The organism is Psychrobacter sp., assembly GCF_041554015.1.
In the GTDB taxonomy this organism is placed as follows: domain Bacteria; phylum Pseudomonadota; class Gammaproteobacteria; order Pseudomonadales; family Moraxellaceae; genus Psychrobacter.
In genome coordinates this window covers 12,646-36,095 of sequence record NZ_JBFFMS010000023.1, presented here as the reverse complement: position 1 = coordinate 36,095, position 23,450 = coordinate 12,646, and the positions used below count along the sequence as shown (strand labels likewise).

At 44.6% G+C, this 23,450-nt stretch carries 22 protein-coding genes; 9 read left to right on the top strand and 13 right to left on the bottom strand.

The window, feature by feature from the left end:
• Window positions 1–23 precede the first annotated feature (23 nt).
• The 7 genes from hisD to ABYU67_RS07535 form a co-directional block, all read right to left on the bottom strand.
• Complete coding sequence (hisD, locus tag ABYU67_RS07565; RefSeq protein WP_372844393.1) at window positions 24–1,322, bottom strand: histidinol dehydrogenase; 1,299 nt, start codon at window positions 1,320–1,322, stop codon at window positions 24–26.
• A 250-nt stretch (window positions 1,323–1,572) separates the two neighbouring features.
• Entirely contained in the window at window positions 1,573–2,268 is a 696-nt protein-coding gene (gene hisG, locus ABYU67_RS07560) for an ATP phosphoribosyltransferase (RefSeq protein ID WP_372844399.1), read from the bottom strand.
• A 144-nt stretch (window positions 2,269–2,412) separates the two neighbouring features.
• The gene (gene murA, locus ABYU67_RS07555; protein ID WP_372844392.1) at window positions 2,413–3,681 is read right to left on the bottom strand and encodes a UDP-N-acetylglucosamine 1-carboxyvinyltransferase; all 1,269 of its coding nucleotides are present in this window, start codon (window positions 3,679–3,681) and stop codon (window positions 2,413–2,415) included.
• A 117-nt stretch (window positions 3,682–3,798) separates the two neighbouring features.
• Window positions 3,799–4,050, bottom strand: a complete 252-nt coding sequence (locus ABYU67_RS07550) for a BolA family protein (RefSeq protein ID WP_011514505.1) — start codon at window positions 4,048–4,050, stop codon at window positions 3,799–3,801.
• A gap of 183 nt (window positions 4,051–4,233) precedes the next feature.
• Window positions 4,234–5,184 (bottom strand): alpha/beta hydrolase, encoded by a 951-nt coding sequence (locus tag ABYU67_RS07545; RefSeq protein WP_372844391.1) that lies wholly within the window; start codon window positions 5,182–5,184, stop codon window positions 4,234–4,236.
• Between the two features lie 260 nt (window positions 5,185–5,444).
• A complete protein-coding gene (locus tag ABYU67_RS07540) occupies window positions 5,445–6,302 on the bottom strand; it encodes a BON domain-containing protein (protein ID WP_372844390.1) in 858 nt (285 codons plus the stop codon).
• Between the two features lie 245 nt (window positions 6,303–6,547).
• Entirely contained in the window at window positions 6,548–7,066 is a 519-nt protein-coding gene (locus ABYU67_RS07535) for a YraN family protein (protein ID WP_372844389.1), read from the bottom strand.
• Between the two features lie 154 nt (window positions 7,067–7,220).
• Here ABYU67_RS07535 and rsmI point away from each other — a divergent pair, with 154 nt between their 5' ends.
• Window positions 7,221–8,195, top strand: a complete 975-nt coding sequence (gene rsmI, locus ABYU67_RS07530) for a 16S rRNA (cytidine(1402)-2'-O)-methyltransferase (RefSeq protein WP_372844388.1) — start codon at window positions 7,221–7,223, stop codon at window positions 8,193–8,195.
• Between the two features lie 58 nt (window positions 8,196–8,253).
• Window positions 8,254–9,273 (top strand): adenosine kinase, encoded by a 1,020-nt coding sequence (locus ABYU67_RS07525; protein WP_372844387.1) that lies wholly within the window; start codon window positions 8,254–8,256, stop codon window positions 9,271–9,273.
• Between the two features lie 110 nt (window positions 9,274–9,383).
• Here the strand turns inward: ABYU67_RS07525 and ABYU67_RS07520 are convergent, their stop codons facing one another.
• Together ABYU67_RS07520 and nfuA are read right to left on the bottom strand one after the other, a co-directional pair.
• Window positions 9,384–10,688, bottom strand: coding sequence for an O-acetylhomoserine aminocarboxypropyltransferase/cysteine synthase family protein (locus tag ABYU67_RS07520; protein ID WP_372844386.1), 1,305 nt, complete (start codon window positions 10,686–10,688; stop codon window positions 9,384–9,386).
• Window positions 10,689–10,910: 222 nt separating this feature from the next.
• Complete coding sequence (gene nfuA, locus ABYU67_RS07515) at window positions 10,911–11,594, bottom strand: Fe-S biogenesis protein NfuA (protein ID WP_372844385.1); 684 nt, start codon at window positions 11,592–11,594, stop codon at window positions 10,911–10,913.
• A 369-nt stretch (window positions 11,595–11,963) separates the two neighbouring features.
• Between nfuA and ABYU67_RS07510 the strand changes: the two genes are divergently transcribed.
• The 4 genes from ABYU67_RS07510 (at window position 11,964) to ABYU67_RS07495 (ending at window position 16,535) form a co-directional block, all read left to right on the top strand.
• Window positions 11,964–12,905, top strand: a complete 942-nt coding sequence (locus tag ABYU67_RS07510; RefSeq protein ID WP_372844384.1) for an alpha/beta fold hydrolase — start codon at window positions 11,964–11,966, stop codon at window positions 12,903–12,905.
• 221 nt (window positions 12,906–13,126) lie between these two features.
• Window positions 13,127–14,170, top strand: a complete 1,044-nt coding sequence (locus tag ABYU67_RS07505; RefSeq protein ID WP_372844383.1) for a bifunctional nicotinamide-nucleotide adenylyltransferase/Nudix hydroxylase — start codon at window positions 13,127–13,129, stop codon at window positions 14,168–14,170.
• Between the two features lie 120 nt (window positions 14,171–14,290).
• The gene (locus ABYU67_RS07500) at window positions 14,291–15,688 is read left to right on the top strand and encodes a nicotinate phosphoribosyltransferase (RefSeq protein ID WP_372844382.1); all 1,398 of its coding nucleotides are present in this window, start codon (window positions 14,291–14,293) and stop codon (window positions 15,686–15,688) included.
• Between the two features lie 4 nt (window positions 15,689–15,692).
• Entirely contained in the window at window positions 15,693–16,535 is an 843-nt protein-coding gene (locus ABYU67_RS07495) for an SGNH/GDSL hydrolase family protein (protein WP_372844381.1), read from the top strand.
• A gap of 134 nt (window positions 16,536–16,669) precedes the next feature.
• Here the strand turns inward: ABYU67_RS07495 and ABYU67_RS07490 are convergent, their stop codons facing one another.
• On the bottom strand, window positions 16,670–16,951 hold the full coding sequence (locus tag ABYU67_RS07490) for a type B 50S ribosomal protein L31 (protein ID WP_372844380.1): 282 nt from the start codon (window positions 16,949–16,951) through the stop codon (window positions 16,670–16,672).
• Between the two features lie 434 nt (window positions 16,952–17,385).
• Here ABYU67_RS07490 and ABYU67_RS07485 point away from each other — a divergent pair, with 434 nt between their 5' ends.
• Window positions 17,386–18,009: a YceI family protein gene (locus ABYU67_RS07485; protein ID WP_372844379.1), complete on the top strand. Its 624-nt coding sequence runs from the start codon at window positions 17,386–17,388 to the stop codon at window positions 18,007–18,009.
• Window positions 18,010–18,180: 171 nt separating this feature from the next.
• Here ABYU67_RS07485 and ABYU67_RS07480 read toward each other — a convergent pair whose 3' ends face one another.
• Window positions 18,181–18,615 carry a hypothetical protein gene (locus tag ABYU67_RS07480; protein WP_372844378.1) on the bottom strand — a complete coding sequence of 145 codons (435 nt, stop codon included), beginning with the start codon at window positions 18,613–18,615 and terminating at the stop codon, window positions 18,181–18,183.
• Window positions 18,616–19,136: 521 nt separating this feature from the next.
• Between ABYU67_RS07480 and ABYU67_RS07475 the strand changes: the two genes are divergently transcribed.
• Entirely contained in the window at window positions 19,137–20,705 is a 1,569-nt protein-coding gene (locus tag ABYU67_RS07475) for an FAD-dependent oxidoreductase (RefSeq protein ID WP_372844377.1), read from the top strand.
• A 103-nt stretch (window positions 20,706–20,808) separates the two neighbouring features.
• Here ABYU67_RS07475 and ABYU67_RS07470 read toward each other — a convergent pair whose 3' ends face one another.
• Window positions 20,809–21,486 carry a TIGR00730 family Rossman fold protein gene (locus ABYU67_RS07470; protein ID WP_372844376.1) on the bottom strand — a complete coding sequence of 226 codons (678 nt, stop codon included), beginning with the start codon at window positions 21,484–21,486 and terminating at the stop codon, window positions 20,809–20,811.
• Window positions 21,487–21,785: 299 nt separating this feature from the next.
• Between ABYU67_RS07470 and ABYU67_RS07465 the strand changes: the two genes are divergently transcribed.
• The gene (locus ABYU67_RS07465) at window positions 21,786–22,682 is read left to right on the top strand and encodes an alpha/beta fold hydrolase (RefSeq protein WP_372844375.1); all 897 of its coding nucleotides are present in this window, start codon (window positions 21,786–21,788) and stop codon (window positions 22,680–22,682) included.
• Between the two features lie 41 nt (window positions 22,683–22,723).
• Here ABYU67_RS07465 and ABYU67_RS07460 read toward each other — a convergent pair whose 3' ends face one another.
• Window positions 22,724–23,413 carry a putative quorum-sensing-regulated virulence factor gene (locus tag ABYU67_RS07460; protein ID WP_372844374.1) on the bottom strand — a complete coding sequence of 230 codons (690 nt, stop codon included), beginning with the start codon at window positions 23,411–23,413 and terminating at the stop codon, window positions 22,724–22,726.
• Window positions 23,414–23,450 lie beyond the last annotated feature (37 nt).

The window sequence follows — 23,450 nt, the reverse complement described above, 5'->3', positions numbered from 1 at the left end:
TTCTAAGAGTTTTATTTGAAAAATTAGGACTGATAGCGATAACGGGCTGATCGCGCATGAGCTTCTAAGTCCTCACGCTGCGCCAAAATGTCTGCGGTCTCAGCCAAAGGCTTACTGCCTGCTTCACTACAATAAATGATGGACGATTTCTTTTGGAAATCATAAACGCCAAGCGGTGACGAAAAACGGGCGGTACCCGAAGTCGGTAGCACATGGTTCGGTCCTGCACAGTAATCACCGATTGCCTCCGGCGTATGACGTCCCATAAAGATCGCGCCAGCGTGTCGAATATCATCAAGCAGTGCGTCTGGGTTATCGACAGACAATTCTAAATGCTCAGGGGCAACGCGGTTGATAACCGCCATGCCTTCGGCGCGGTCTTTTACTAAGATAAGCGCGCCGCGATTTTTTAACGAGTCACGCGCGATATCTGCCTTAGGCAGCTCAGCCAAGGCTTTTTCAATTTCAATAGCAACCTCTTCAAGTTGCTTTTCACTGGTGGTGACAAAAATCGCTTGGGCAATACGGTCATGCTCTGCCTGTGATAATAAATCCATCGCTAACCAGTCAGCACGGTCGTTGGCCGTGCCTTCAGCATATACCAGCACTTCAGAGGGTCCAGCAATCATATCGATACCCACTTGACCAAATACTGCGCGTTTGGCGGCTGCAACATATTTATTGCCCGGTCCAGTAATTTTGTCTACCGCTGGAATGGCCTCAGTACCATAAGCCAATGCTGCTACCGCTTGTGCTCCGCCAATGGTGAAGACGCGATCAACTTGTGCCAAGTGCGCAGCTGCCAAGACCAAGGGATTAAGCACACCTTTTGGCGCGGGCACGACCATAATGACTTCTTTGACGCCAGCGACTTTGGCCGGGATCGCATTCATTAATACAGAAGACGGATAAGAGGCCAAACCGCCCGGCACATAGATACCAACACGATCAAGCGGCGTGACCTTTTGACCTAAGCGATTGCCAAGCTCATCTTCATACTGCCATGACGCTTGCACTTGGCGCTCATGAAAGCTCTGTACGCGTGTAGCCGCTGTGGTCAAAGCCGTTTTGACCGTATCATCAAGATTGACAAATGCCTCAGCAAGCGCCTCTTGAGACAATTCCAAATCGTGTATCGCCGTAGCTGGATGCTGATCAAACTGCTGGGTCAATGCAAGGACAATGCCATCGCCGCCATGGCGTACCTTGGCAATGATATCATCTACTGTTTTGAGTAAATCGGCATCATTAACGGTTTCAAAAGCAAGCAGTTCTGTCAACTGACGGTCAAAATCGGCGTCTTGCGTACTTAATTGGCGCATGGCTGTGTCCTATATTTGAACATGAATACGGCGGTAAAAAGGATGGTATAAGGGCTTAGATGCCAGCTTGTTTATAATAATCACCTGCAAATTATATGGTGCTTTTATTTGCTGACAAGTACATACAATAAAACCAGTTTAGCACGCTATATCTCACTTAGCGCACCAAACTGGTTTGGAATTTTGTATAACCATGCTTGATATTACCAATCTATGATAAGGCTCTATCTTGCAATAAGCTATTAATGAGTTATGAAGCGCTGGCAATGCTATCTTTAAAGCTATTTAAAATCGGCTCAAGCAAGGCAAATTTGCGCTTATAGCTGACTTGATTGACGATAAGACGAGATGAGACATCACAGATATGATCCCGCGCTTCAAGTCCATTGGCACGTAGGGTGTTGCCAGTATCAACAACATCGACGATTAAATCACCCAAACCGACCAAGGGGGCAAGCTCCATCGAGCCGTAAAGCTTGATTACATCGACCTGTTGACCTTGGCTTGCAAAGTAAGCACGGGCAACATTGACGTATTTGGTCGCGATACGCAAGCGACGGTTTGGCAGCGGTGCATCTTTGACACCAGCGGTCATGAGCTTACACTGAGCAATTTTCAGATCTAATAATTCATAAACATGATTGGCACCATGCTCAAGCAACACATCTTTACCAGCCACACCAAAATCAGCAGCACCATGTTCAACGTACGTTGGCACATCACTTGCGCGTAAAATCAAGACGCGAACATTGGGGTTTGAGGTTGGGAAAATAAGCTTACGTGAGGCTTCAGGGTCTTCCAATAATTCAACGCCAGCGGCACGCAAAAGTGGCATTGTCTCCTCTAAGATACGCCCTTTTGATAACGCGAGTGTTAAGCCTGAAAACTCATCATTGACTTCATTTAATAAACCACTGGTTGGTAAGCTACTGGTTGCTTCAGTCATAGTGACGCTGGTCCGTGTGCTGGTGGTGCTAAAAGTTGTCGCCATATAAAGGCAGAATTGCTAACCTCATGCTAAGCGATGGGATTATATTGAAAGTATAACGCCAGTCTGTTGACTGACGTTATAGCTTTCTGATTAATAACATTAATCGTTGCTATTGATACGCTCGATATTGACGCCAAGCGCACGCAGTTTTGCTTCAACATGCTCGTAGCCACGGTCAATATGATAAATGCGATCAATCAAACTCTCGCCTTCTGCTGTTGCCGCTGCCATCACAAGTGACATCGAAGCCCGTAAATCAGTCGCCATCACAGGTGCAGCGGTGAAGCATTCAACCCCTTTTACCACAGCGGTATGACCATCTACTTGGATAGAGGCGCCTAGGCGGTTAAGCTCAGGGACATGCATATAACGATTTTCAAAGATATTTTCGATAAAGGTGCTGGTACCATCAGCCAAACACGCAATCGCCATCACCTGTGCTTGCATATCCGTTGGAAAACCCGGATGCGGCTGGGTGCGAATATCAACCGCTTTTGGTCGACCTTTCATTTGCGCGCGAATCCAATCATCACCCGTAGTGATAACTGCCCCCATGTCTTCAAACTTTTCTAGCACAGGGGTTAATAGTAGTGCAGAAGTATTCTTAGTCAATACATCACCGCGTGTCATCAAAGCACCGGCAAGATACGAGCCCGTTTCGATACGGTCTGGCACCACTGAATACTCACAACCATGCAGACGCTCAACGCCTTCAATTGTCATGGTTGCGGTACCGATACCGCTGATCTTAGCGCCCATAGCAACCAGCATATTGGCCAAATCGACCACTTCTGGCTCAAGCGCACAGTTGCCCAAAACAGTCGTGCCTTTGGCAAGTGCTGCTGCCATGATAACGTTTTCAGTACCGCCTACCGTTACCATGTCAAATGAGAACTTACATCCTAGTAATCTACCACCTTTTGGGGCTTGCGCGATTACATAGCCGTTTTCTACTGTGATTTGAGCGCCCATTGCCTCAAAAGCTTTAAGATGCTGATCAACAGGACGAGAACCAATCGCACAGCCGCCCGGCAAAGACACCTCCGCTTCACCAAAACGCGCTAGCAATGGACCCAATACCAAGATTGAAGCGCGCATGGTTTTGACCAAATCATAGGGCGCATAAAAATTATCGATACTCTTGGTATCGCAAGTGACAGTATCACCTTGCTTTTGAATTTTGATACCCATGCCACCGATCAAATCAATCAAGGTACGCACATCTTGTAATGAGGGCACATTGTGCAATGTCGTCGGCGTCTCAGCCAATATCATCGCTGCAAGCAGCGGCAATGCGGCATTTTTGGCGCCTGAGATGGTGACTTCGCCTGCGATACGACTACTACCAGTGATTAAAAATTGATCCATAAAGGTGACAACCTAACGATAAATATAAGAATAATGAAAAACTGAATCAATCATCATTGGCAAAAATACTTGCTCATGATAAACAATCCAGTCATAAATAAAAAGAGTTAACCTACGCTAGCCTTGCGATTGGACATCCCATTCAGCAGGCGTTAACGCTTGAATATTAAGCGCATGAATATCACCACTGGCAATTTTATCATTGACCAAAGCATAAACGGCTTGTTGACGCTGCACGGCGCGTTTGCCCTCAAAGCTTGCATCAACCACACGCACATCAAACTTCGTTCCTTGATTGGCAGCTTGAATAAAGGCATCAGGGAAATGCGTTTGTAAAAATGCAATCAAATCGTCAGCGTTCATGCTCATAGAATATTCTGCCTTAAGGTTTTAAATATAGAGATAAAGTGACGACATTATAACAAGAGTTGGACTATCTTACAGCACTGTCTTACATAACGGTGCGTAACTGATGCGTAACTGGTGCTTAACTATAATTACCCTAAGATAAAGCCAATATCTATATCGAGCCTGCTGGTTTAACCCTGAGTTTTAGTTAAGGGTTTTATCCAAATAACGTAATACTTGTGCGCGTACATCATTAACCCAGCGTAGAGGTGGGGCCATCGCGCCGATACTGCTGGCATGACTGGCACCGGCAATCTCGCTTGTCTGCACGGTCGCGCCCGCTGCTTTTAATGCCTGTGTCATTTTGAGGGTATTGGTCGCATAGACGACGGTATCTTTTTCAGCAGTCAATAATAGATATGGCGGCTGTGCGCCTTTGATCTGACGATCTGGCATTACCTTATCAGGCGTCGCGTCAGCTGCAAAGGCGGTGGCGCTACTAAATTTACGAAAGTCATAGCTATAGGGACCGGCAATACCAATCACGGCCCTGATATCTGTTGGCTTGACGCCATAAGGCTTTAAAAAATCCTCATTGGCGATAGCAGCAACCGCGTTAAATGCGCCAGCGGAATGACCAATGACGGCTAGACGCTCAGGGTCAGCATAAAATCGCGCAGCATTTTTATAACTCCACGCAATCGCTTGCGCCGTGTCTTCAACATAATCAGGATAGACATGCTCAGGAGCTTTGCGATAATTAATCACCGCCGTCACATAACCTGCTTGCGCCAAGCTTTGTCCGACAAAGGCATATTCATCTTTATTACCACTCTCCCAAGAGCCGCCATGGACAAACACCACCATCGGATACTCTTGTTTGATAGGAGTGTTTTTTTTCATAGCCTGTGCTAAAGGTTTTGGATAATAAATATCCAAATCCTGTAATGGCTCATCACCATATAGAATGTCTTTACTTACCCCAACACCGCCATTTGACGTAATACCGTTAACAATAGCAAGTGCTGATAATGCTTGTGCTTGCTGCGTCGCTAGCGCAATACCGCCCACTGCCAATGCCGCAGTAACCCCCACACGTACGAGTTTAGGCACACCTACTTTAGGTTGCTGGATGTCATCATGTAAAGCCTTCATAGCGGTATCCCTGTCATATATCAGTCAATTCGAGGTTAATAATTTATAATCTTACCTGTACTGTATCAACTGTATTAATTACGATTAGCATTTTTTGACTGACTATATTTTACGCAATAACAGGGGGTTTATCGTGCTGCTACTGTTATGGGTATTGAGTGTTCTTGTGAGTAGGGTTTGCGCTACTCTAAACCAAGCGAGCATAAGAGTTTTAGTATAAGAGTTATCATCAATTAATCACTTACTCAATCCATAGCAATCTATGGATTTTGATATAAGTCAATATAAGAGCTTGATGTAGGCTCAGTAACTGGGGAACCATCTTCTGTCACTATAATAGGTGTGGCACTGATGTTATCACTGATAGTCGCATTTGCTCCGGCAGAACCAACAGCATTAGATGCGGCTCTATTACTCACGACTGCTACTCTAGTCGGGTTGGCTGAATTTGCCACATTAGACTCATACATGATGTCATCATTACCCAGCTTTACGCCTCTATCATCAACGACAGTAGTCAATAGTACCAACTCTGTAACACCAACCGTACTATTGGCAATATCAATCAGGTGACTTTGCTGCGTCGGCGTCATGCGGCCCATGATATAAACCACGCCACTATTGGTCACTGCTCTAATTTGTGACGCTTTCACCCCGTTAGCCGCGGCTGTCTTTGCCATTAGCTTTGAGGTGATATAACCGTCATGGACTGTTTGGCTATAGCCTTTTGAGGCACCAACCGTCAGCTCATTATATACTTGACGAACGTCTGGCATAGAGCCCACTACTTTGCTAATTTCCGCCTTGATTGCCTCAGTTGGCACTTCACCCGTCAACAATACGGTGCTATTAAAGCTATCAATACTCATACGACTGGTCTGCTGTAGATTCTCTTGCAAACCATAAACGTTAATTTTGACAGTATGCTCGATACTACGATCAAGCAGACGCTGCGGAATAGTGCGCTCAGTCACGGGCACGCCATAGGTACCTTCTGTACTATTGGTCAAATAGTTGGTGGTACAGCCCGTTGCGATCAGGCTCGACATTAAGATAATGCCTATCACATTACGGCGCGGTGCGCCAAAGATAGCGGTGCGCAGATGCATCTGTGTCATGAGTTACCTCTTAATACATGAGTCGTCATAATAAATAAAGCAGTAGTATATGGTTCTAATTTTAACAAATACGACCAAGACTTGATGCCATAAAATTCTTTTAATGCCTCTACTTTACTGAATTTTCACGGCTTACCGTTAGGTTTTTGGTAACGATCGCTGCCCTTATTCGGCTTTGACTTGGCTTTCACTCGGCTTGGACAGTATAAAATGTTCATGCCTAAATACCTCATAAATAAGTTTTTTCACCAAGCTGATGCGATAAAAGCACCTTGCAGCCATTCGGGCTGACTGACGTCTAACCCTTGATTTGGTTGATTGTCCAACGCGATACCTGTTTTGTCTTTACTATTATTATTCGCAGTATCATAAGCAATCACATCAAACCGGCATTCATAATCACTGTATTTTTGATTTTGCTGCAAAAAGTAACGTGCTGCTTTGATGATTTTACGCTGCTTACCAGCTGTGATGCTAAGCGCTGCATCACCAAAGTGTGAGCGCTGTCTTTGCCGCACTTCCACAAAGACCAGTGTCGACCATGCTTGTCCCTTTTCTATCATCACCAAATCAAGCTCACCAACTTTGGGCTGCTGCCAGTTTTGGGCAATCAAAATCAGCCCTTGTCTTTGCAAAAACTCACACGCCTGCTGCTCAAATCGGCTACCTTGGCGCTGCTTTGGGGAGGTTAGCATTAAAGGTTTATCATTTGCCATGACGTCTATCAGTCTGCTCAACATTTCAGAATTATCATAGCACATCATGCTAAACTAACCACTTTCGCGTGCCGACGCTGGTTACAGTTTTTTAAGCATTATTTGATAAGGCAGTTTTGCCTTTAATGTTGAATGTTGTTAGCCAGTTTTATCAGTCAGCGCGCTATATTCTTTTATATTATCTTAATAACCCGAGGTTTTAATGTCTAGCCCTACCGCGATGCCAGCTTGTCTATATATCGTTGCCACGCCGATTGGCAATCTTAGTGACATGACACCGCACGCGATTGATGTCTTAAAGCAAGTTGCCATCATTGCCTGTGAAGATACGCGAACCTCAGGTAAGCTGTTGTCACACTTTGGTATCCACACTAAGGACAGTGCTACCAGCGGCAGTAAAGCTGACGATAATAAAGAAAGCGCGGTACATAATAATAAAAATAATGCCGACAGCGATTCTGATACAGCCGTTAAGCAAAAAGGGCACAATAAGCTGTGGGCATATCATGAACACAATAGCGCTATTCAAACGCCCAAAATTATTGAGATGATTGAGCAAGGTCATTCTGTTGCTTTGATTAGCGATGCTGGCACGCCGCTGATTAGTGATCCAGGCTATCAATTGGTACAAGCAGCACATGCCGCTGGCGTTCGCGTCTCCCCTATTATTGGTGCCTCTGCTGCTATTGCCGCACTATCGGTTGCAGGACTGCCCTCAGATCGTTTTAGCTTTATCGGTTTTTTACCAGCAAAAACCCACGGTCGTCAAAAACAACTCGCAGCACTACACTCTCGTACTGAAACTTTAATATTTTATGAGGCGCCGCATCGTATTATTGCCAGCTTAGAAGATATGGCGGCGGTATTTGGCGCTGAGCGCGAAGTAACGTTTTGCCGTGAATTGACCAAAACCTTTGAGACTGTTGATAAAACCACCCTTGGCGCTTTGGTTGAATTTGTTAAAGCCGATGACAACCAGCAGCGCGGTGAAATCGTGGTGGTGGTCGCCGGTGCCAATGTTGCTCAAGACGATGATGACATCAGTATTCATGATAAATTGCTGCAACGGCTGCTAGAGGATTTATCGGTGAAAAAAGCCGCTGCCCTAGGCGCTGATATTACTGGTGTCAAAAAGAATGCGCTTTATCAGCGCTTACTTGAGCTCCAAGCACAATAGTTTTTAGACATTATAACCAAACAGAAGCAGTTATAGATTCTTTGAGGAGAGATAAGCAATGTACGATGTGATGGCGATAGGTAATGCCTTGGTTGACCACGAATATCTGTTATCAGATGCCGCATTAGAAGAAACTGAGCTGACAAAAGGCAATATGACGCTGGCAGGTATTGATGAGCAACAGCAATTATTGGCGTATTTTAAGCTTGCAGAAATCGAGCCATCAAAACAAGCGGGTGGCGGTTCAGCTGCTAATGCCATGTACACGTTTTCAAGTTTGGGCGGCAAACCTTTTTATGCCTGCCGCGTAGGCGATGACAAGCAAGGTGAGTTTTATTTAAAAGATTTACATGAAGCAGGCGTCGCTACCTCACCTCAGTCTATCCATGCAGGCGGCGTAACCGGCTCATGTGTGGTGGCAGTGACTGAAGATGGCGAGCGTACCATGCAGACGTTCCTAGGTACTTCAAGTGATATCACTGCTGATAACGTTGACTTTGAGGCGTTAACTCAAGCTGAGTGGTTGTATTTAGAAGGCTACCTTGCGATGTCTGCCGGTATTCAGCCAGCGATGGATCAATTGCGTCAGCAAGCGGGTGTCAATGGTGCCAAGATTGCTGTCAGCTTTGCTGATCCAGCGGTGGTAAAGTTTGCCAAAGACGGTTTACTTAATATGCTTGGCAACAAGGTTGCGGTAATATTTTGCAATAGTGAAGAGGCGCGCTTATTCACGGATGAAAAAGATCATAAGTCAGCAGCGCAGGCACTACTTGAGTATTGTCAAATTGCAGTGGTCACTGATGGTGCAAATGGTGCGGTGATTGCATATCAGCCACATGATAAGTCCGACATTGAGATTTATGATATCCCTACGCCAGCAGTCGATCATGTTATCGATACCAATGGTGCCGGTGATAACTATGCGGGTGCATTTCTATATGCTTTATCGCAGCAATATAGCTTACCAGAGTGTGGTCATCTTGCCAGCGCAGTTGCCGCGCAAGTGATTCAACAGCTCGGTCCACGTTTAGCCCCACAAGATTATCGAGATATTGCCAAGCGTGTACTGGCGGCTTAAAAAATTAAGCCTAATACTTAGCAGTATTTAGATAGCTTAGAGCATCCTCTTAGAGAATAAAAAAGCCCATATCGATCTGATATGGGCTTTTTGTTTTATACGCTATTTAATTAGGCCGCAGCCAATGCTTGCGCCAAATCGGCTTTGATATCTTCAATATGCTCAATACCAATCGATAAACGTACCATATCAATGCTGACGCCTGCCTTTTCAAGCTCTTGTTCATTAAGCTGGCGATGGGTGGTGGTTGCTGGGTGACAAGCGAGTGATTTGGCATCGCCGATATTGACTAAGCGCGTAATCAGCTGCAAGGCATCAATAAAGCGTGCCCCTGCTTCAAGTCCACCTTTCACCCCAAAAGTCAAAATAGCGGATGGCGTGCCTTTCATATACTTCTTAGCAAGTTCATGCTCAGGATGATCTGGCAGTCCAGCATATTTTACCCACGCGACTTTATCATGATCACGTAGATACTCTGCAACCGCTTGCGCGTTTTGGACATGACGCTCCATACGTAAACCCAGTGTCTGCAAACCTTGTAAAATACTAAAGGCATTGAGCGGGCTAAGTGCTGCTCCAGTATTACGCAGCGGTGCCACGCGAGCACGGGCGATAAACGCTGCTGCGCCAACGTCTTTAACAAAGTTTACGCCATGATAACTTTCATCTGGGGTGTTTAATAGTGGGAAACGCTCAGGGTAATCGCCCCAAGGGAAAGTACCACTATCGACAATGGCGCCGCCAATCGAAGTACCCGTACCGCTCATGTACTTAGTTAATGAATGAATGACGATATCCGCACCAAACTCAAACGGACGACATAGCGCAGGTGTCGCAACCGTGCTATCAATTACCACTGGTACGCCATATTCATGGGCGATGTCGCTGAGAGCTTGAATATCAATGATATTGCCCAGTGGATTGCCAATGCTTTCTGCAAAGACCATCTTGGTCTTATCATCGATTAAATCACGAATCGCTTCCGGGTTTTTATGATCGAAAAAGCGCACTTCGATACCTTGACGCGGCAATGCATGAGCGAATAAATTATAAGTACCACCATATAAAGTCGATACCGCAACAATATTATCGCCCGCTTCACAAATGGTTTGAATCGCGTAAGTAATGGCAGCCATACCAGAAGCTACCGCAAGCGCACCGATACCACCCTCAAGCGCAGCAACGCGCTCTTCTAGTACGGCATTGGTCGGGTTCATGATACGAGTATAAATGTTGCCCGCGACTTTTAAATCAAATAAGTCTGCCCCATGCTGGGTATTATCAAAGGCATATGAGCTGGTATGATAAATAGGCACAGCGACCGCTTTGGTGGTCGGCTCTACAATATATCCGGCATGAATCGCCAAGGTTTCAAGGCGTTGATTATTTTGCTTAGCTGGTTGTCCATCACTCATATTGCGCTCCTATATATTTATTCGCTATCAAAAAATTTGATGTTTAAAATAGCCATCGTTAAACGATAGGCATAAAAAAAGCTGAGTTAATCATAACTCAACTTCTTTATGAAAAGAATAGCAAATTATTTATCGCTTAATGACGAAAATTCATAAGTAATAAAAACAAGCATTCTATTCGTACTTATAACTACCGATTAGCTTTTATTAATCAAAGCATTCTTATTTATAATAGGCGTTTTCAGTACGGGTATGATCGGTCTCATCAATTACTTGCGTAAGTTCTGGGATTTGCTGTTTTAGCTGTACTTCAACGCCTTGACGCAAGGTCATATCAACCGCTGAACAGCCTTGACAGCCGCCGCCGAACTTTAATACTGCAGTCAAACCAACGCCTTCTTCATCAATCAATTCTAGCAGCTGCACATCACCACCATGCGCCGCTAGGCTTGGGTTAATCTCAGACTGCAACACATAGTTGATACGCTCTTCGACACTGGCATCAGCGCCGACTTTTGGTACTTTAGAGTTTGGTGCACGGAAGGTCAGCTGACCACCAAAACGGTCTTTATTATAATCAATGACCGCATCTTCTAAATAAGGTACTGACGCCGCTTCAATAAAAGCAGAAAAATTATCGTAGCTGAATTTTAGGTCAGCACTATCTTCTTCCCCCGGCTGATTGTAAGCCATGCAGCACTCAGCACGCGGTGTACCCGGATGTTCAACAAAAATGCGCACACCAATACCATCGGTATCTTGCTTCGCTAGCAAATCCGCTAAGTAACCTTGTGCTGCTTCCGTGATGGTAATATTACTTTTGGCTTCGGTTTGCTCGGTATCAAGCGCTGACTCGTAATCGGCAGCTGGGTCTACTTGAGTATCCGCTCGGTTATGTTCACTCATAATGCGTCCTATCTGTGTTATGACACACGCGTACTATGTCGCCGCCTCTTGTGTCGTCAATGCAAAGGAATATGTGTTAGCAACCACCATGACTTATCGTTTTGTTGCTTTGACCATGACAGCTGTCTATTTATACCACTCATTATAGCGCACTTAGTCGACGATTCCGACTGTACAGGTGCCAATGAACAGTAGCTATCTTTCATGATACTCACTTATAGTGAGCTGACCGTATCTTCATTGTATATAAAGACAGTAAGCTGACTTATCAAGTCTATGATGCATTCAGTGTAGTTAAAAGCTATTACAAGAAAATAAGAGTAACTAAAGAAATTTGATCAGAAAACCTAAGTATTAAGAGAGCGCTATATGTTGACTGAAAACTTCAAGTTTGTGAACACCAAAGATGACGTGCAAATCGCGATTTGGCATATCTTTGATAAAAAACAGCATCATTTATCTGATAGCTCTACTCATAAATCCCAAAATATATTCTTAACCCATGGAACCTTTTCAGACAAAAAAACCTGCATAAGAATTGCCGAATACTTGGCTGGGTTTGGTCATCACTGTTATATCATGGAGTGGCGTGGTCATGGGGCAAGCTCAACACCAAAAGATAAGTTTAATTTTGAAACGGTGGCAACCTATGATTACAAAGCAACTTTTCGCTATCTTTTTGAGGAATTAAAACTCAATAATCTCCACTGCGTTACCCATAGCGGCGGCGGTATTGGCTTAACCATGTTTTTGATTCAGAACCCAGACTATATCGATAAGATAAACAGCGCCAGTATGTTTGCCTGCCAAGCTTATAGCGCCGCCTTACACCCTATGAATCATCTCAAGATATTTATCGCCAAGTATCTCAATCGCTTATCAGGCTATATTCCCGCGCAAAGATTAAAACTCGGTCCCGTCAATGAAAGCTACGATACAATGAAGCAGTGGTACGACTGGAATTTACAAAAAAACTTTCATAGCAGTTTTCTTAAGCAACATATGTTTGATACAGCCAGCATGGATACAGGCGCTACTGATGACGCATCGTTAGACTATCGACAGCATATGCCAAAGATTACTGTACCTATTTATGCCATTAGCGCAAAAGGCGATATGTTTATCTCTCCCACTTTGGGTTGTCGCGCCCTGTTCAATGACTTTAAAAATCCTGTAAATGTCTTTCGGGAATACTCGCTTAGTCATGGGGATTTGGACGATTATACGCACAGCCGCATTTTAAATAGCCGCCATGCTGCCGAAGAGATTTGGCCAACGGTTGCAGCGTGGATTGACAAGCATAGTGACTGATTCTATATATTTGCCTTTGGTGGCTTATGTACTTAATGGCTTAGATCTTTAGTGGCTTAGATCTACAGATACACCGCTAAACATCTTTACACTTGCCAGCCAGTTATGCCCTGTGTCAGTATTGGCGTCTTTCCATCATTTTAAATTGACAGTGAACTAACAATCAATCATTGAGAACTCACTATTATAACTGATAGCAGGACGGTAGGAGCTGGGCGTTTATGAGTGAAGCAGCAGAGCAGATTTTAGAGAATACACACTATCGCTATTTGGTGTTTATCGGGCGTTTTCAGCCCTTTCATTGTGGTCATAAAGCAGTCATTGATGAGGCGTTAAAACGCGCTGATAATGTCATCATGCTAATCGGTTCTGCCAATCTACCGCGCAGCTTACGCAATCCCTTTAGCGTTGCTGAGCGCGCGGCGATGATTAAGGGTGCCTATTCAGCAGCAGAAGCCGCCCGTATTCACTGCGTCGGTTTAGATGATGCGCTCTACAACGACACGCGTTGGCTACAGTATGTACAAGCCGGCGTAAAGTCCGTCACCGGTGATTTGCAAGCGGATATCGGTTTGATTGGTCACTCCAAAGACAGCTCCTCCTATTATTTATCGCTATTCCCCAACTGGGCATCCGTCTCAGTACCGAACTATCATAACCTATCCGCCACCCCGATTCGTGATAGCTATTTAATGGGCGCAACCCCGACCCCTGAACGCACACCTGAGTCAACGCGCAAGGTGCTGAATGATTTCAAAAAGACGGATGAATATCGAAATCTACACGAAGAAGCAGATTTTATTGATAAATATAAAAGACAATGGGAATCAGCGCCTTACCCACCAACCTTTATGACAGCAGATGCCCTAATTGTCCAGTCAGGGCATATTCTATTGGTTGAGCGCCGCAGCATGCCAGGTCGCGGGCTATGGGCATTACCGGGTGGCTTTTTAAACCCCAAAGAGACCTTATTTGATGCCTGTATCCGTGAGCTACGTGAGGAGACTCGCCTAAAAGTCCCTGAGCCCGTATTGCGCGGTTCTTGTCACAGTCAGCATACCTTTGACGACCCGTATCGCTCAGCACGTGGTCGTACGATTACCCAAGCCTTTTATTTTCAGCTTAAAAATGACCCAAAAGGCTTGCCAAAGGTCAAGGGCGGCGACGATGCAGCCACGGCATTTTGGCTACCGCTGGCTGAGCTTGATGCGACCATGATGTTTGAAGACCATTATGCGATTATCACCAAAATGGTTGGTTTGTAGGATTTTATCGTCTTGTATTTATCATTTACCACGCCCAAGCTGATAGACAGCAAGGGCTAACCGCCGCCGCTGCTCTTTTATCAGCGCAGCTGCGGCATCTCAAAGCAGAGGAGTTCTGTGATGTATACCAGTAATTTAAACAATCTAATCCTAAATAGCGACAGCTACAAAACCTCACATTGGGTACAATATCCAAAAGGTAGTGAATACCTGTCAAGCTATATTGAGGCGCGTAAAGGCGACTACGACGTGGTTTTCTTTGGCTTGCAAGCCTTTATTAAGGAATACCTCAGTACGCCGATCACTCATCAAGATATTGACGAAGCTGAAATGGTCATTCACGCACATGGTTTGACCTTTAACCGTGCTGGCTGGGAGCGCTTGGTTGATAAACATGGCGGTTATTTACCATTACATATCGAAGCCATACCTGAAGGTAGCATCGTGCCCGTCTCTAATGTCATCTGCCAAGTTATCAATACCGATCCTGAGTTTTATTGGCTGCCAAGCTATATCGAAACGGCGCTACTGCGTGCCATCTGGTATCCCTCGACCGTCGCTAGTATCTCGCATTATTGCAAAGGCATCATACGTCAAGCGTTGGACAAATCAGCAGACAATACCGAATCACTCACTTTTCGCTTGCATGATTTTGGTGCGCGCGGCGCGTCGAGTCAAGAATCAGTCGCCCTTGGTAGTCTTGCGCATTTGGTCAACTTTGCTGGTACCGATTCGATGACGGCGCTGGTAGCTGCCAGCCGCTGGTATCAAATGGATAAAGACATGCCCGCCTTTTCTATCCCTGCCGCTGAACATAGCACCATGACCGCTTGGAGTCGTGAGGGTGAAACCGCTGCTTTTGCCAATATGATTGAGCAGTTTGGCGGCGCTGGTAAAAGCTTTTCCGTGGTCTCTGACAGTTATGACTTATGGAACGCCATTGATAATATTTGGGGCGGTAGCCTAAAAGACGATGTCAAAAATATGGGCGGTACCTTAGTCATCCGACCAGACAGTGGTGAGCCTGCCAAAGTGGTTCGTGAAGCGTTAGAGCGCTTGGCAGTAAAATTTGGCACGACCATTAATAGTAAAGGCTATAAAGTGCTGCCTGATTACGTACGGGTTATCCAAGGGGATGGTATAAGCCCGCAAAGCTTAAGTAAGATTATTGATGTAATCATGAAAGCAGGTTTTAGTGCTGACAATGTGACCTTTGGTATGGGCGGCGGCCTACTACAGCAAGTCAACCGAGACACCATGAGTTGGGCGATGAAAGCCAGTGCTATCTCTATCGACGGCATATGGAAAGACATTTATAAAGACCCGATTACCAGCCGCTCAAAACGCTCAAAGAAAGGACGTTTGGCTTTGATTAAAAATAGCAATGGACAGCTAAAAACCATCAAAGCTGAAGATCTATCTACAGATGCAAACAACTTACTGCGTGAGGTTTATGTCGATGGCAAATTATTAATTGAAGACAATCTCACCACTATTCGGGAACGTGCAGGATGGTAACAATATGATAAATAGCAATAAAATCGCCTCGGTGGCAAGAGATGTACTGCTTGCCCCTGTTTATCTTTATCAAGGTCACAAAATCAAGCGTGATACAGTCCGTTTACCTGAGCCAAATGGTGAAAGGCACGGGCAAGTCCGATTAAACGACACGACCGAATCGCTAAAAGATGGGCGCAAGCGGACATTAAATCTTATGGTCGTCGGCGATTCGGCGGCGGCGGGCGTCGGTAGTGAGACGCAGCAAGAGGCACTTGTCGGTCATTTGATTCCTATTTTGACGCAGCAGTCTGCTATTAAAAACCAGTTTGATATATTGAACTGGTCCTTGCAAGCGACAACGGGGCATACCAGCTTTGATATCTTGCGACGGCTTTATGTGCTACCTGCGCCAAGCCAGCCTGTTGATGTGATGGTGCTGAGTGTTGGCGTTAACGACACTACATCTAAAGTTTCTGTCGATAAATGGCAACAGCAAATTGAGAATATCATTGCTATTGCTAAGCGCAAATTTGGCGTACGCGAGTTGGTTTTTTTAAGCCTACCGCCGATGGCACAAATGCCTGCGATCCCTACCCCGCTAAATAACTTTGTCGGTGCTAAAGCCTCTATCCTTGATAAGACATTACAGCAAGTTTGCGCCGCTCATGATAGTGTCACCTATATGGCAACCGACTTTGCTCGTATGATAGCAGAGCATTCGAACGGTACGCCCATCGATATCAGGGTGATGTTTGCCAGTGACGGCTTTCATCCTAGCAGCCTCATGTATGGCTATTGGGCCCAGCAGTTGTCAGAGCTGATTATACAGCTACTAAATCCTGCCGATGCTAAATTGACTGACTAACACCTTTACGCACTTACTTCTAAAAATTTAAACAAAAAAACCGCTGAATAGTCAGCGGTTTTCTTATTCTTAACACTATCACTGTGCATGCTAAAAAACACATGCTCAAAACAATATCACGCAATATGTGTGAATTATTCTGCAGCGCCAGTATCAGCAGCTTTCTTACGGCCACCAAAAGCACCAAAGCGTTTGTTGAAGCTTGCAACACGACCTTCAGTAGAAGTTTTACGTTGCTCACCAGTATAGAATGGATGCGACGCACTTGAGATATCAAGTGGGTAGTATGGATATTCTGTGCCTTCGTATTCACGAGTGGCTTTGGTTTTAACGGTTGAACGAGTTAAGAAAAACACGTCAGCGTTGGTGTCATGGAACAAAACTTCTTGGTAATTAGGATGGATATCTTTACGCATAATAAACTCTCTAGGTCCGATGTATGTATAGCGCTTTTGATTGACAATATGATTAAGTAATCAACCAAGCAGTGACATACGTAACTGAGGCACTAAGGACATTGATAAGTATGGCAGCTGCATCACTGGCTTATTCCAGCACCCAACACCATTCCTCTGCTCACTTAGCCTTTCCCCAGCGGGAAAATCAAACCGCGATTTTACCGGTTTTTAGGGTTTGATGCAAGCCACAGTTATGAGCGTTATTAGGATAAATTTGTTGCACGAACACTGTGAGCATTGAGCCTAAGAGGCAAACTACCTATAATAATTCGTTAGATAATAAACTCAACAATCGTAAATCTTTTAGATTTATTTAATAATACTGCCTGATTACAAATACTGGATGTTTCATCAGTTTGTCTAAAATACTAACATTTAATAAGGATAATATAATGAAAAATACCATAACGAAAACCAGTATAAAAGCTGCTGTGTTTGGCTCAGCCATTGCCATATCGACGCTGGCCAGTGCAGCGCTGCCAACCCAATGGCAACTAGATGATTCCCATACCCGTGTCGGATTTTCGGTCAATCATTTGGGGTTTTCGACCACCATGGGTCATTTCAATGATGTCAAAGGTGTCGTCAATTATGATATCAAAGCGCCCAACAAAGCCAATATGAATTTCACTATCGCAACCGATAGCATCGATACTTATTGGGAGGCGCGAGATGCTCATTTAAAAAAGGATGAGTTCTTTAATGTCGCCAAATATCCAACCATGACCTTTAAATCTACCAACGTCACCTTTAAAAACCCACAACAAGCGACCGTCACCGGTGACTTTACGATGCTAGGTAAAACCAAACCACTAACCTTGGACGTGACTTTGAACAAAATTGCCAATAGTCCGCTAACCAAAGAGCCGGTTGTTGGCTTTCGCGCTACCGGTATTATCGACCGTACCGCTTATGGTATGACAGCTTTTGCAAGTGGCATCACAACCGAAGTACCGATTCAAATCGACGGTGAGCTGATTGAGAACAAAGCCGCTACCAAAAACAAGAAGAAATAAGCAGAAATAAGCAGAAATAAGCAGAAATAAAAAAGGCGACTCAGAACCCGTACTAGTATCAGTACCAGCATTTAGTTATCTTCCAATAAATCCTCACTCAAAAACATTGCAATAAAAAGCAGCCACTTAACGGCTGCTTTTTACTGCAAAACTAAAAACCATATCTAGGCGTTATTTGGTTTTGACAATATGCCAAACGCCAAGCTTATTGTCGCCATCCTTATCACCAACCTTGGTATCATTAGCATAGAAATATAGTGGTTTGCCATTCATTGCCCACTGATACTTACCATCTTCCCGCTGAAAAGCAGCAAACTGCCCTGAGGCCTTGGCATTACTGGGTGCCATAAATGCTGGCCAAACAAGCAGACAGGCACTACCGCACTCTGATTTATTCATCGAATCTTTGTCAAAGGTATATAAGGTCATATGGTTACTCGCATCAACCAACATGCCATTTTTACTGATGACAGGCGCCGTATTTTTATTGGTAGCTTGCACGTCATGCATACCAGAGTCGTCATTTCCGACCATATTATTTAACGTTGAACAACCACTAAGCGCCAATACGCCACCAAGCGCAGATAAAACTAAAATGTATTTCATAATAACGTCCTTGTTATTTTCGTTGTCATTGTCATCATAGTTAGTTAATTTTTATCAAATCGTTGTTACTGCTTTAGGATTTCAGCCTTAGTTAAATAAAGCCAATATCCAGTTTTCAAATATAGCATAGGACTTATAGCGGTTATTCTTATCCTTATATAAATTTACAAAAGGGCATAAATATTACAAATTAGAGGAGATTCTCCTTTAAAGCTGCGGATATTTAACGCTATTCGTTGACAAAAATCATGCATCTATTTACCAATTTACCTTCTTACCGCCTTGTAGTTTTTCATACAATAGCCCTATAACGATTAAGCATGGCTAAATAATAGTAAATATGACGCTCGCGGGCTGTTATCAGTATTGAAGTTAATGACCTCTGCACACATATCAATGCTCATAATCGATGGCTATCCGTTAATCGAGTACTATCAACCATCTTATAACTATAATAATTTCCATCTCAAGCGACACTTGATGCCTATGCGATTTCTGCTATTAAGGATACAACAACGACAATGACTCATTCTTTTATGAAAAATCCGGCGAAAAACCAAGCGCACTCTGCCAAACGCGTCGGTATTCTTGGTGGCGGTACAGCTGGGGCAACCATTGCAATTCGCCTCGCAGCATTAGGGCTTGAAACTTATGTATTTGAAAAAAACAAATCGCTGATTGATGGTCCACCGATGTGTCATTTGCATGCGGGCGGCAATCTATATCGCGAAATCCCTGATGAAGATTGTGTTGCTCTGCTCAAGCAATGTATCGATATATTGCGCCTTTATCCTTATACCATCGATGTGCGCCCAACGGTATTTGCTGTGCCGACTCGAGACGAAGGCTTGCCAGAAGATTTACTACCGCGGCTTGATATCTTGACCGATGCCTATCGTAAGCTTATCGCCGAAGACGCCAATAATAAGGTACTTGGCGAACCTGAAAACTACTATCAGCTCTACAGCCATGAGCAACTCATTGCCCTATCTGAGCGTGAGCAAGTCACGGTACCGCGGTCGGTCGATGAATGGATGATACCGGTCGCCAAGTATTTGGATTTAAATAAAGTCAAGTTTCCGCTGATTGTCGTACAAGAATATGGCTGGAATATCTTTCGCTTGGCAGCATCGGCGCAATTGGCTTTAGAAGGTTATGAGCACGCACATGTCTTTACTGATACGCAAGTAAAGCAGGTCATGCCTGTCGATTGTGAAAACTGCTCAAATGCTGACCATCATGTGACCAAATGGCGTATAGATTATCAGCAAGCGGCCAGCTCTGAAACTGAATCTATCGAAGTGGATTATTTAATCAACGCTTGCGGTTTTCGTACTGGCGTCATCGATGATATGGTCGGGGTAAAAGTCACGCGTATGGTCGAGTTTAAATCCTCTTATATTACCCACTGGGATGATACCGGCGGACAGATCCCAGAGATTATCGTTTACGGTGATCGCGGCACACCAGAAGGCATGGCGCAGCTTACGCCCTACCCCGGTGGTTATTTTCAAATACATGGCATGAGTAAATTTATTACCTTATTCGATGACGGTTTGGTCGCCTCCAGCAAAGACAGCGCCCAACCAACATTGCCGCCGCAATACGTGCACTATATCGAGGACGGCTGGGACAAGGCACCGCTACAAGCGCGTAGCCAGCAAGCGATTGATTATGTGGCTGAGTTTGTGCCGACCTTCCATAGCGCGCGTACGGTTGGCAACGCACTATATGGTGGGCAACAAATCCCCGGTGAGGATGACACGTTACGCGTAGCTGACGTAAGTTTATATTCTAATATTCGTTATGCGCGTGCGGAAAACGTCAAAGCATCCTCGACCTTGATTGCAGCCGATCAAATCGTTGATGAGTTGACTGAGCTTAGTTTAATTGATAGTAATATGCCAGAAAATAGTCAGCGTTATGCGCATGAATGGGCGTATCTGACAAAACACAATAGCAGGGCAATTGATAAAGTCGCGCGCATACTTGCTGAACAGCGAGGCTTTCCATTAGCCATGGCTGATGTCAATCGTGGTATTGGCGTAGAGGATACAAATGCAGCGGATGACTCAAACGCTACTGAGTAATAAAAGCACGCTACAATAAATGAATAAAAAAAAGAGAGCAGGGCTAACGATTAGCCCTGCTCTCCTTTTTTATGTAACGACAGTATCTTAGTACTCAGCTCTCTTAATTACCGGCCATTTTTTCGGTATCGACCGCACCTTCTATGGTTACCACTGTTTTTAGTAACTCTATCGCTTCACCAATGGTGTTACATACGACCAAGCGCTCAAGATCTTCTTGCTTCATAAAGCCTTGGTCAGCTGTGTATTTTAAATGCTCAATCATACAATCATAAAAACCATTGATATTTAAAATAATCATCGGCTTTTCATGTTGATAGAGCTGACGCCATGTAGCGATTTCCATAATTTCCTCAAGCGTTCCAAGCCCGCCCGGTAAGGTAATAAAGGCATCGGCATATTCTGCCATTACCGTTTTGCGAGTATGCATGGTATCGGTCAGATGCAGGCGGGTCAGCTGCTCATGGGCAATCTCGTGCTTGAGCATAAAAGTTGGAATCACACCGACGGCTTCTGCGCCGCCTCGAATCACCTCATCTGCCACAGCGCCCATCAGCCCGATACTTGCGCCGCCATATACCAAACCCATGCCATTGTCGGCAAGCGCTATACCAAGCTCACGCGCCGCTTGCTCATATACAACATCATTACCCAAACGCGACCCGCAATACACTGCTACTAGCGGCATGGTCAACGCTGATTTATCTACAGCTTTTTCAATATTGGTGATGTCTTGACTGGTAATCACTTCATACGTGTCGTTGTTAATTTTCATTTGCATATAGCTTCCTTAATTTGCCTATTTTTCATATCAATTAATTTTATTAAATACTCGTTAAAACCCTAATGGATAACATCGCCCAAGATAAATAGCATAGAACTTGAAAGTCACAATTGAACGCCTTGCCCGCCAGCATTTATCTTAACATAAGCGATGCTATCACGCGGTCACAACCATTTGCTACTACGCAATTACTACATTTTTGGGGTGACGTTTTGGCAGCCGATTATAAAGTTGCGCCTTGTCTTTATTAACCACACTCATCCATAAAAATGACTACCCTCTATTAAGGTTTAACCATGGAACATAGTCCTACTATTATTCAAACAGCGGCTTATTCACTAAGCATCCTGACCGATCGCAATCAAGTATTGGCAGCCACTGTCTACCGTCCCAAAACGCCTGTCACAAAAGCCATTATGCTAGCGCCAGCAACGGGTATCAAACGTCAGTTTTATCACAATTTTGCCACTCATTTAGCAGAAAACGGTTTTGGTGTCCTAACCTTTGACAATGAAGGTATCGGCGAGTCACTCTCAACGGCTTTGGCTAAAAGCGATGCGTCTTTAATCAGTTGGGGTCGCCATGATATGCCAGCCGCCCTTGATGCCTTACAAGACGAATTTGCCGAGGCCTCTTATCATTTGATTGGTCATAGCGCTGGCGGTCAGCTGATTGGTTTGATGCCAAATTATAAGGCTATTGCGTCAGTCTTCAATGTCGCCTGCTCATCAGGTCGTATCAAAAATATGACCATGCCTTATAAACTCAAAGCGATGGGTTTTATGGATGCTTTTATTCCACTCACCAACTTGACGTTAGGCTACACACCATCAGATAAAATCGGTATGGGTGAGCCACTACCACGTGGTGTCGCTCGTCAATGGCGCGAGTGGTGCAATGGCGCAGGCTATATCAAGACCGCTTTTGACAAAAGTATTCATACCCATTTTTATGATGAGCTTGCTATGCCAGCATTGTGGCTCGGTTTTAGCGACGATGAGATTGCCAATAGCACAAATATGGATGATATGATTCGCGTTTTTAGCAAAATGCCAGTCGAAAAACGCTTTTTTGAACCAAAAGAGTTTGGCTTAAATAGCATCGGTCACATGCGCTATTTTAGTAGCAGAACCCATGTAAAAGCACCTCAGCTTTGGCAAATGGCGATTGATTGGATAAATAATCAGCCATAAATTCAGTCTTTTTCGATCCAGCTAAGCACCAATAGAGGTATTTATTCTGGTGTATCTTTTGCTGCCTGCTCTGCTTTAACACGTTTGGTTAAAGCAGAATACAGCGACGGCTGCATATTATGGATATTACCTAGCATCCATTTTACATAGCTGATAGGTACGTCTTTTATCGGCACACCTTTATGTTTGCCAAAGGGCATTTTGCTCACCGGATTGGCTTTATTGGCGATAGCATGGGCCGTAGCAAAATCCGTCGGTGCAATTGCTAGGCGCTCACAACATGCCTGATAAAGCAGATAGCACATACGCGCATCGCCAAGCGCATCATGGGCGGCTATCGTCATCTTGCTTGCCTCACCCTTGCCTAATAACTGCTCGATACATTTGGACTGACCATAGGCGCTCCATTCCGGAAACGCGACGCGCGCTAGCCGCACTGTACAAATTAGCTTAGCAGAGGGGCTACCAATCACCCGCCAATCAAAGCGGACGTTATGACCAATCAAGTATTGCGGCACCTCAAACGCTGCTAAATCAAAACGCTCAAGCCCAGCAACATCCTCATCGGTTATACCATGGACTCTAATGACAACTGGCGATATCGAGCGACCACTATTAAAATACTTCATCCACTCAAACCCTGTCGCTACATTAATCGTCGCCACTTGAATCGGGCGCGGATCACGACCTTGGTCGGTTTCGGTATCGATAATCAGCGCAGTGTCTGTCATAAAGGTTCAACCAAGAATAATGGATAGCAGTAATAGA

Bases quoted from the DNA above. Each gene is read 5' to 3' on its own strand.
- hisD (WP_372844393.1), bottom strand. From the start codon at position 1,322: ATGCGCCAATTAAGTACGCAAGACGCCGATTTTGACCGTCAGTTGACA.
- hisG (WP_372844399.1), bottom strand. From the start codon at position 2,268: ATGACTGAAGCAACCAGTAGCTTACCAACCAGTGGTTTATTAAATGAA.
- murA (WP_372844392.1), bottom strand. From the start codon at position 3,681: ATGGATCAATTTTTAATCACTGGTAGTAGTCGTATCGCAGGCGAAGTC.
- ABYU67_RS07550 (WP_011514505.1), bottom strand. From the start codon at position 4,050: ATGAGCATGAACGCTGACGATTTGATTGCATTTTTACAAACGCATTTC.
- ABYU67_RS07545 (WP_372844391.1), bottom strand. From the start codon at position 5,184: ATGAAGGCTTTACATGATGACATCCAGCAACCTAAAGTAGGTGTGCCT.
- ABYU67_RS07540 (WP_372844390.1), bottom strand. From the start codon at position 6,302: ATGACACAGATGCATCTGCGCACCGCTATCTTTGGCGCACCGCGCCGT.
- ABYU67_RS07535 (WP_372844389.1), bottom strand. From the start codon at position 7,066: ATGATGTGCTATGATAATTCTGAAATGTTGAGCAGACTGATAGACGTC.
- rsmI (WP_372844388.1), top strand. From the start codon at position 7,221: ATGTCTAGCCCTACCGCGATGCCAGCTTGTCTATATATCGTTGCCACG.
- ABYU67_RS07525 (WP_372844387.1), top strand. From the start codon at position 8,254: ATGTACGATGTGATGGCGATAGGTAATGCCTTGGTTGACCACGAATAT.
- ABYU67_RS07520 (WP_372844386.1), bottom strand. From the start codon at position 10,688: ATGAGTGATGGACAACCAGCTAAGCAAAATAATCAACGCCTTGAAACC.
- nfuA (WP_372844385.1), bottom strand. From the start codon at position 11,594: ATGAGTGAACATAACCGAGCGGATACTCAAGTAGACCCAGCTGCCGAT.
- ABYU67_RS07510 (WP_372844384.1), top strand. From the start codon at position 11,964: ATGTTGACTGAAAACTTCAAGTTTGTGAACACCAAAGATGACGTGCAA.
- ABYU67_RS07505 (WP_372844383.1), top strand. From the start codon at position 13,127: ATGAGTGAAGCAGCAGAGCAGATTTTAGAGAATACACACTATCGCTAT.
- ABYU67_RS07500 (WP_372844382.1), top strand. From the start codon at position 14,291: ATGTATACCAGTAATTTAAACAATCTAATCCTAAATAGCGACAGCTAC.
- ABYU67_RS07495 (WP_372844381.1), top strand. From the start codon at position 15,693: ATGATAAATAGCAATAAAATCGCCTCGGTGGCAAGAGATGTACTGCTT.
- ABYU67_RS07490 (WP_372844380.1), bottom strand. From the start codon at position 16,951: ATGCGTAAAGATATCCATCCTAATTACCAAGAAGTTTTGTTCCATGAC.
- ABYU67_RS07485 (WP_372844379.1), top strand. From the start codon at position 17,386: ATGAAAAATACCATAACGAAAACCAGTATAAAAGCTGCTGTGTTTGGC.
- ABYU67_RS07480 (WP_372844378.1), bottom strand. From the start codon at position 18,615: ATGAAATACATTTTAGTTTTATCTGCGCTTGGTGGCGTATTGGCGCTT.
- ABYU67_RS07475 (WP_372844377.1), top strand. From the start codon at position 19,137: ATGACTCATTCTTTTATGAAAAATCCGGCGAAAAACCAAGCGCACTCT.
- ABYU67_RS07470 (WP_372844376.1), bottom strand. From the start codon at position 21,486: ATGCAAATGAAAATTAACAACGACACGTATGAAGTGATTACCAGTCAA.
- ABYU67_RS07465 (WP_372844375.1), top strand. From the start codon at position 21,786: ATGGAACATAGTCCTACTATTATTCAAACAGCGGCTTATTCACTAAGC.
- ABYU67_RS07460 (WP_372844374.1), bottom strand. From the start codon at position 23,413: ATGACAGACACTGCGCTGATTATCGATACCGAAACCGACCAAGGTCGT.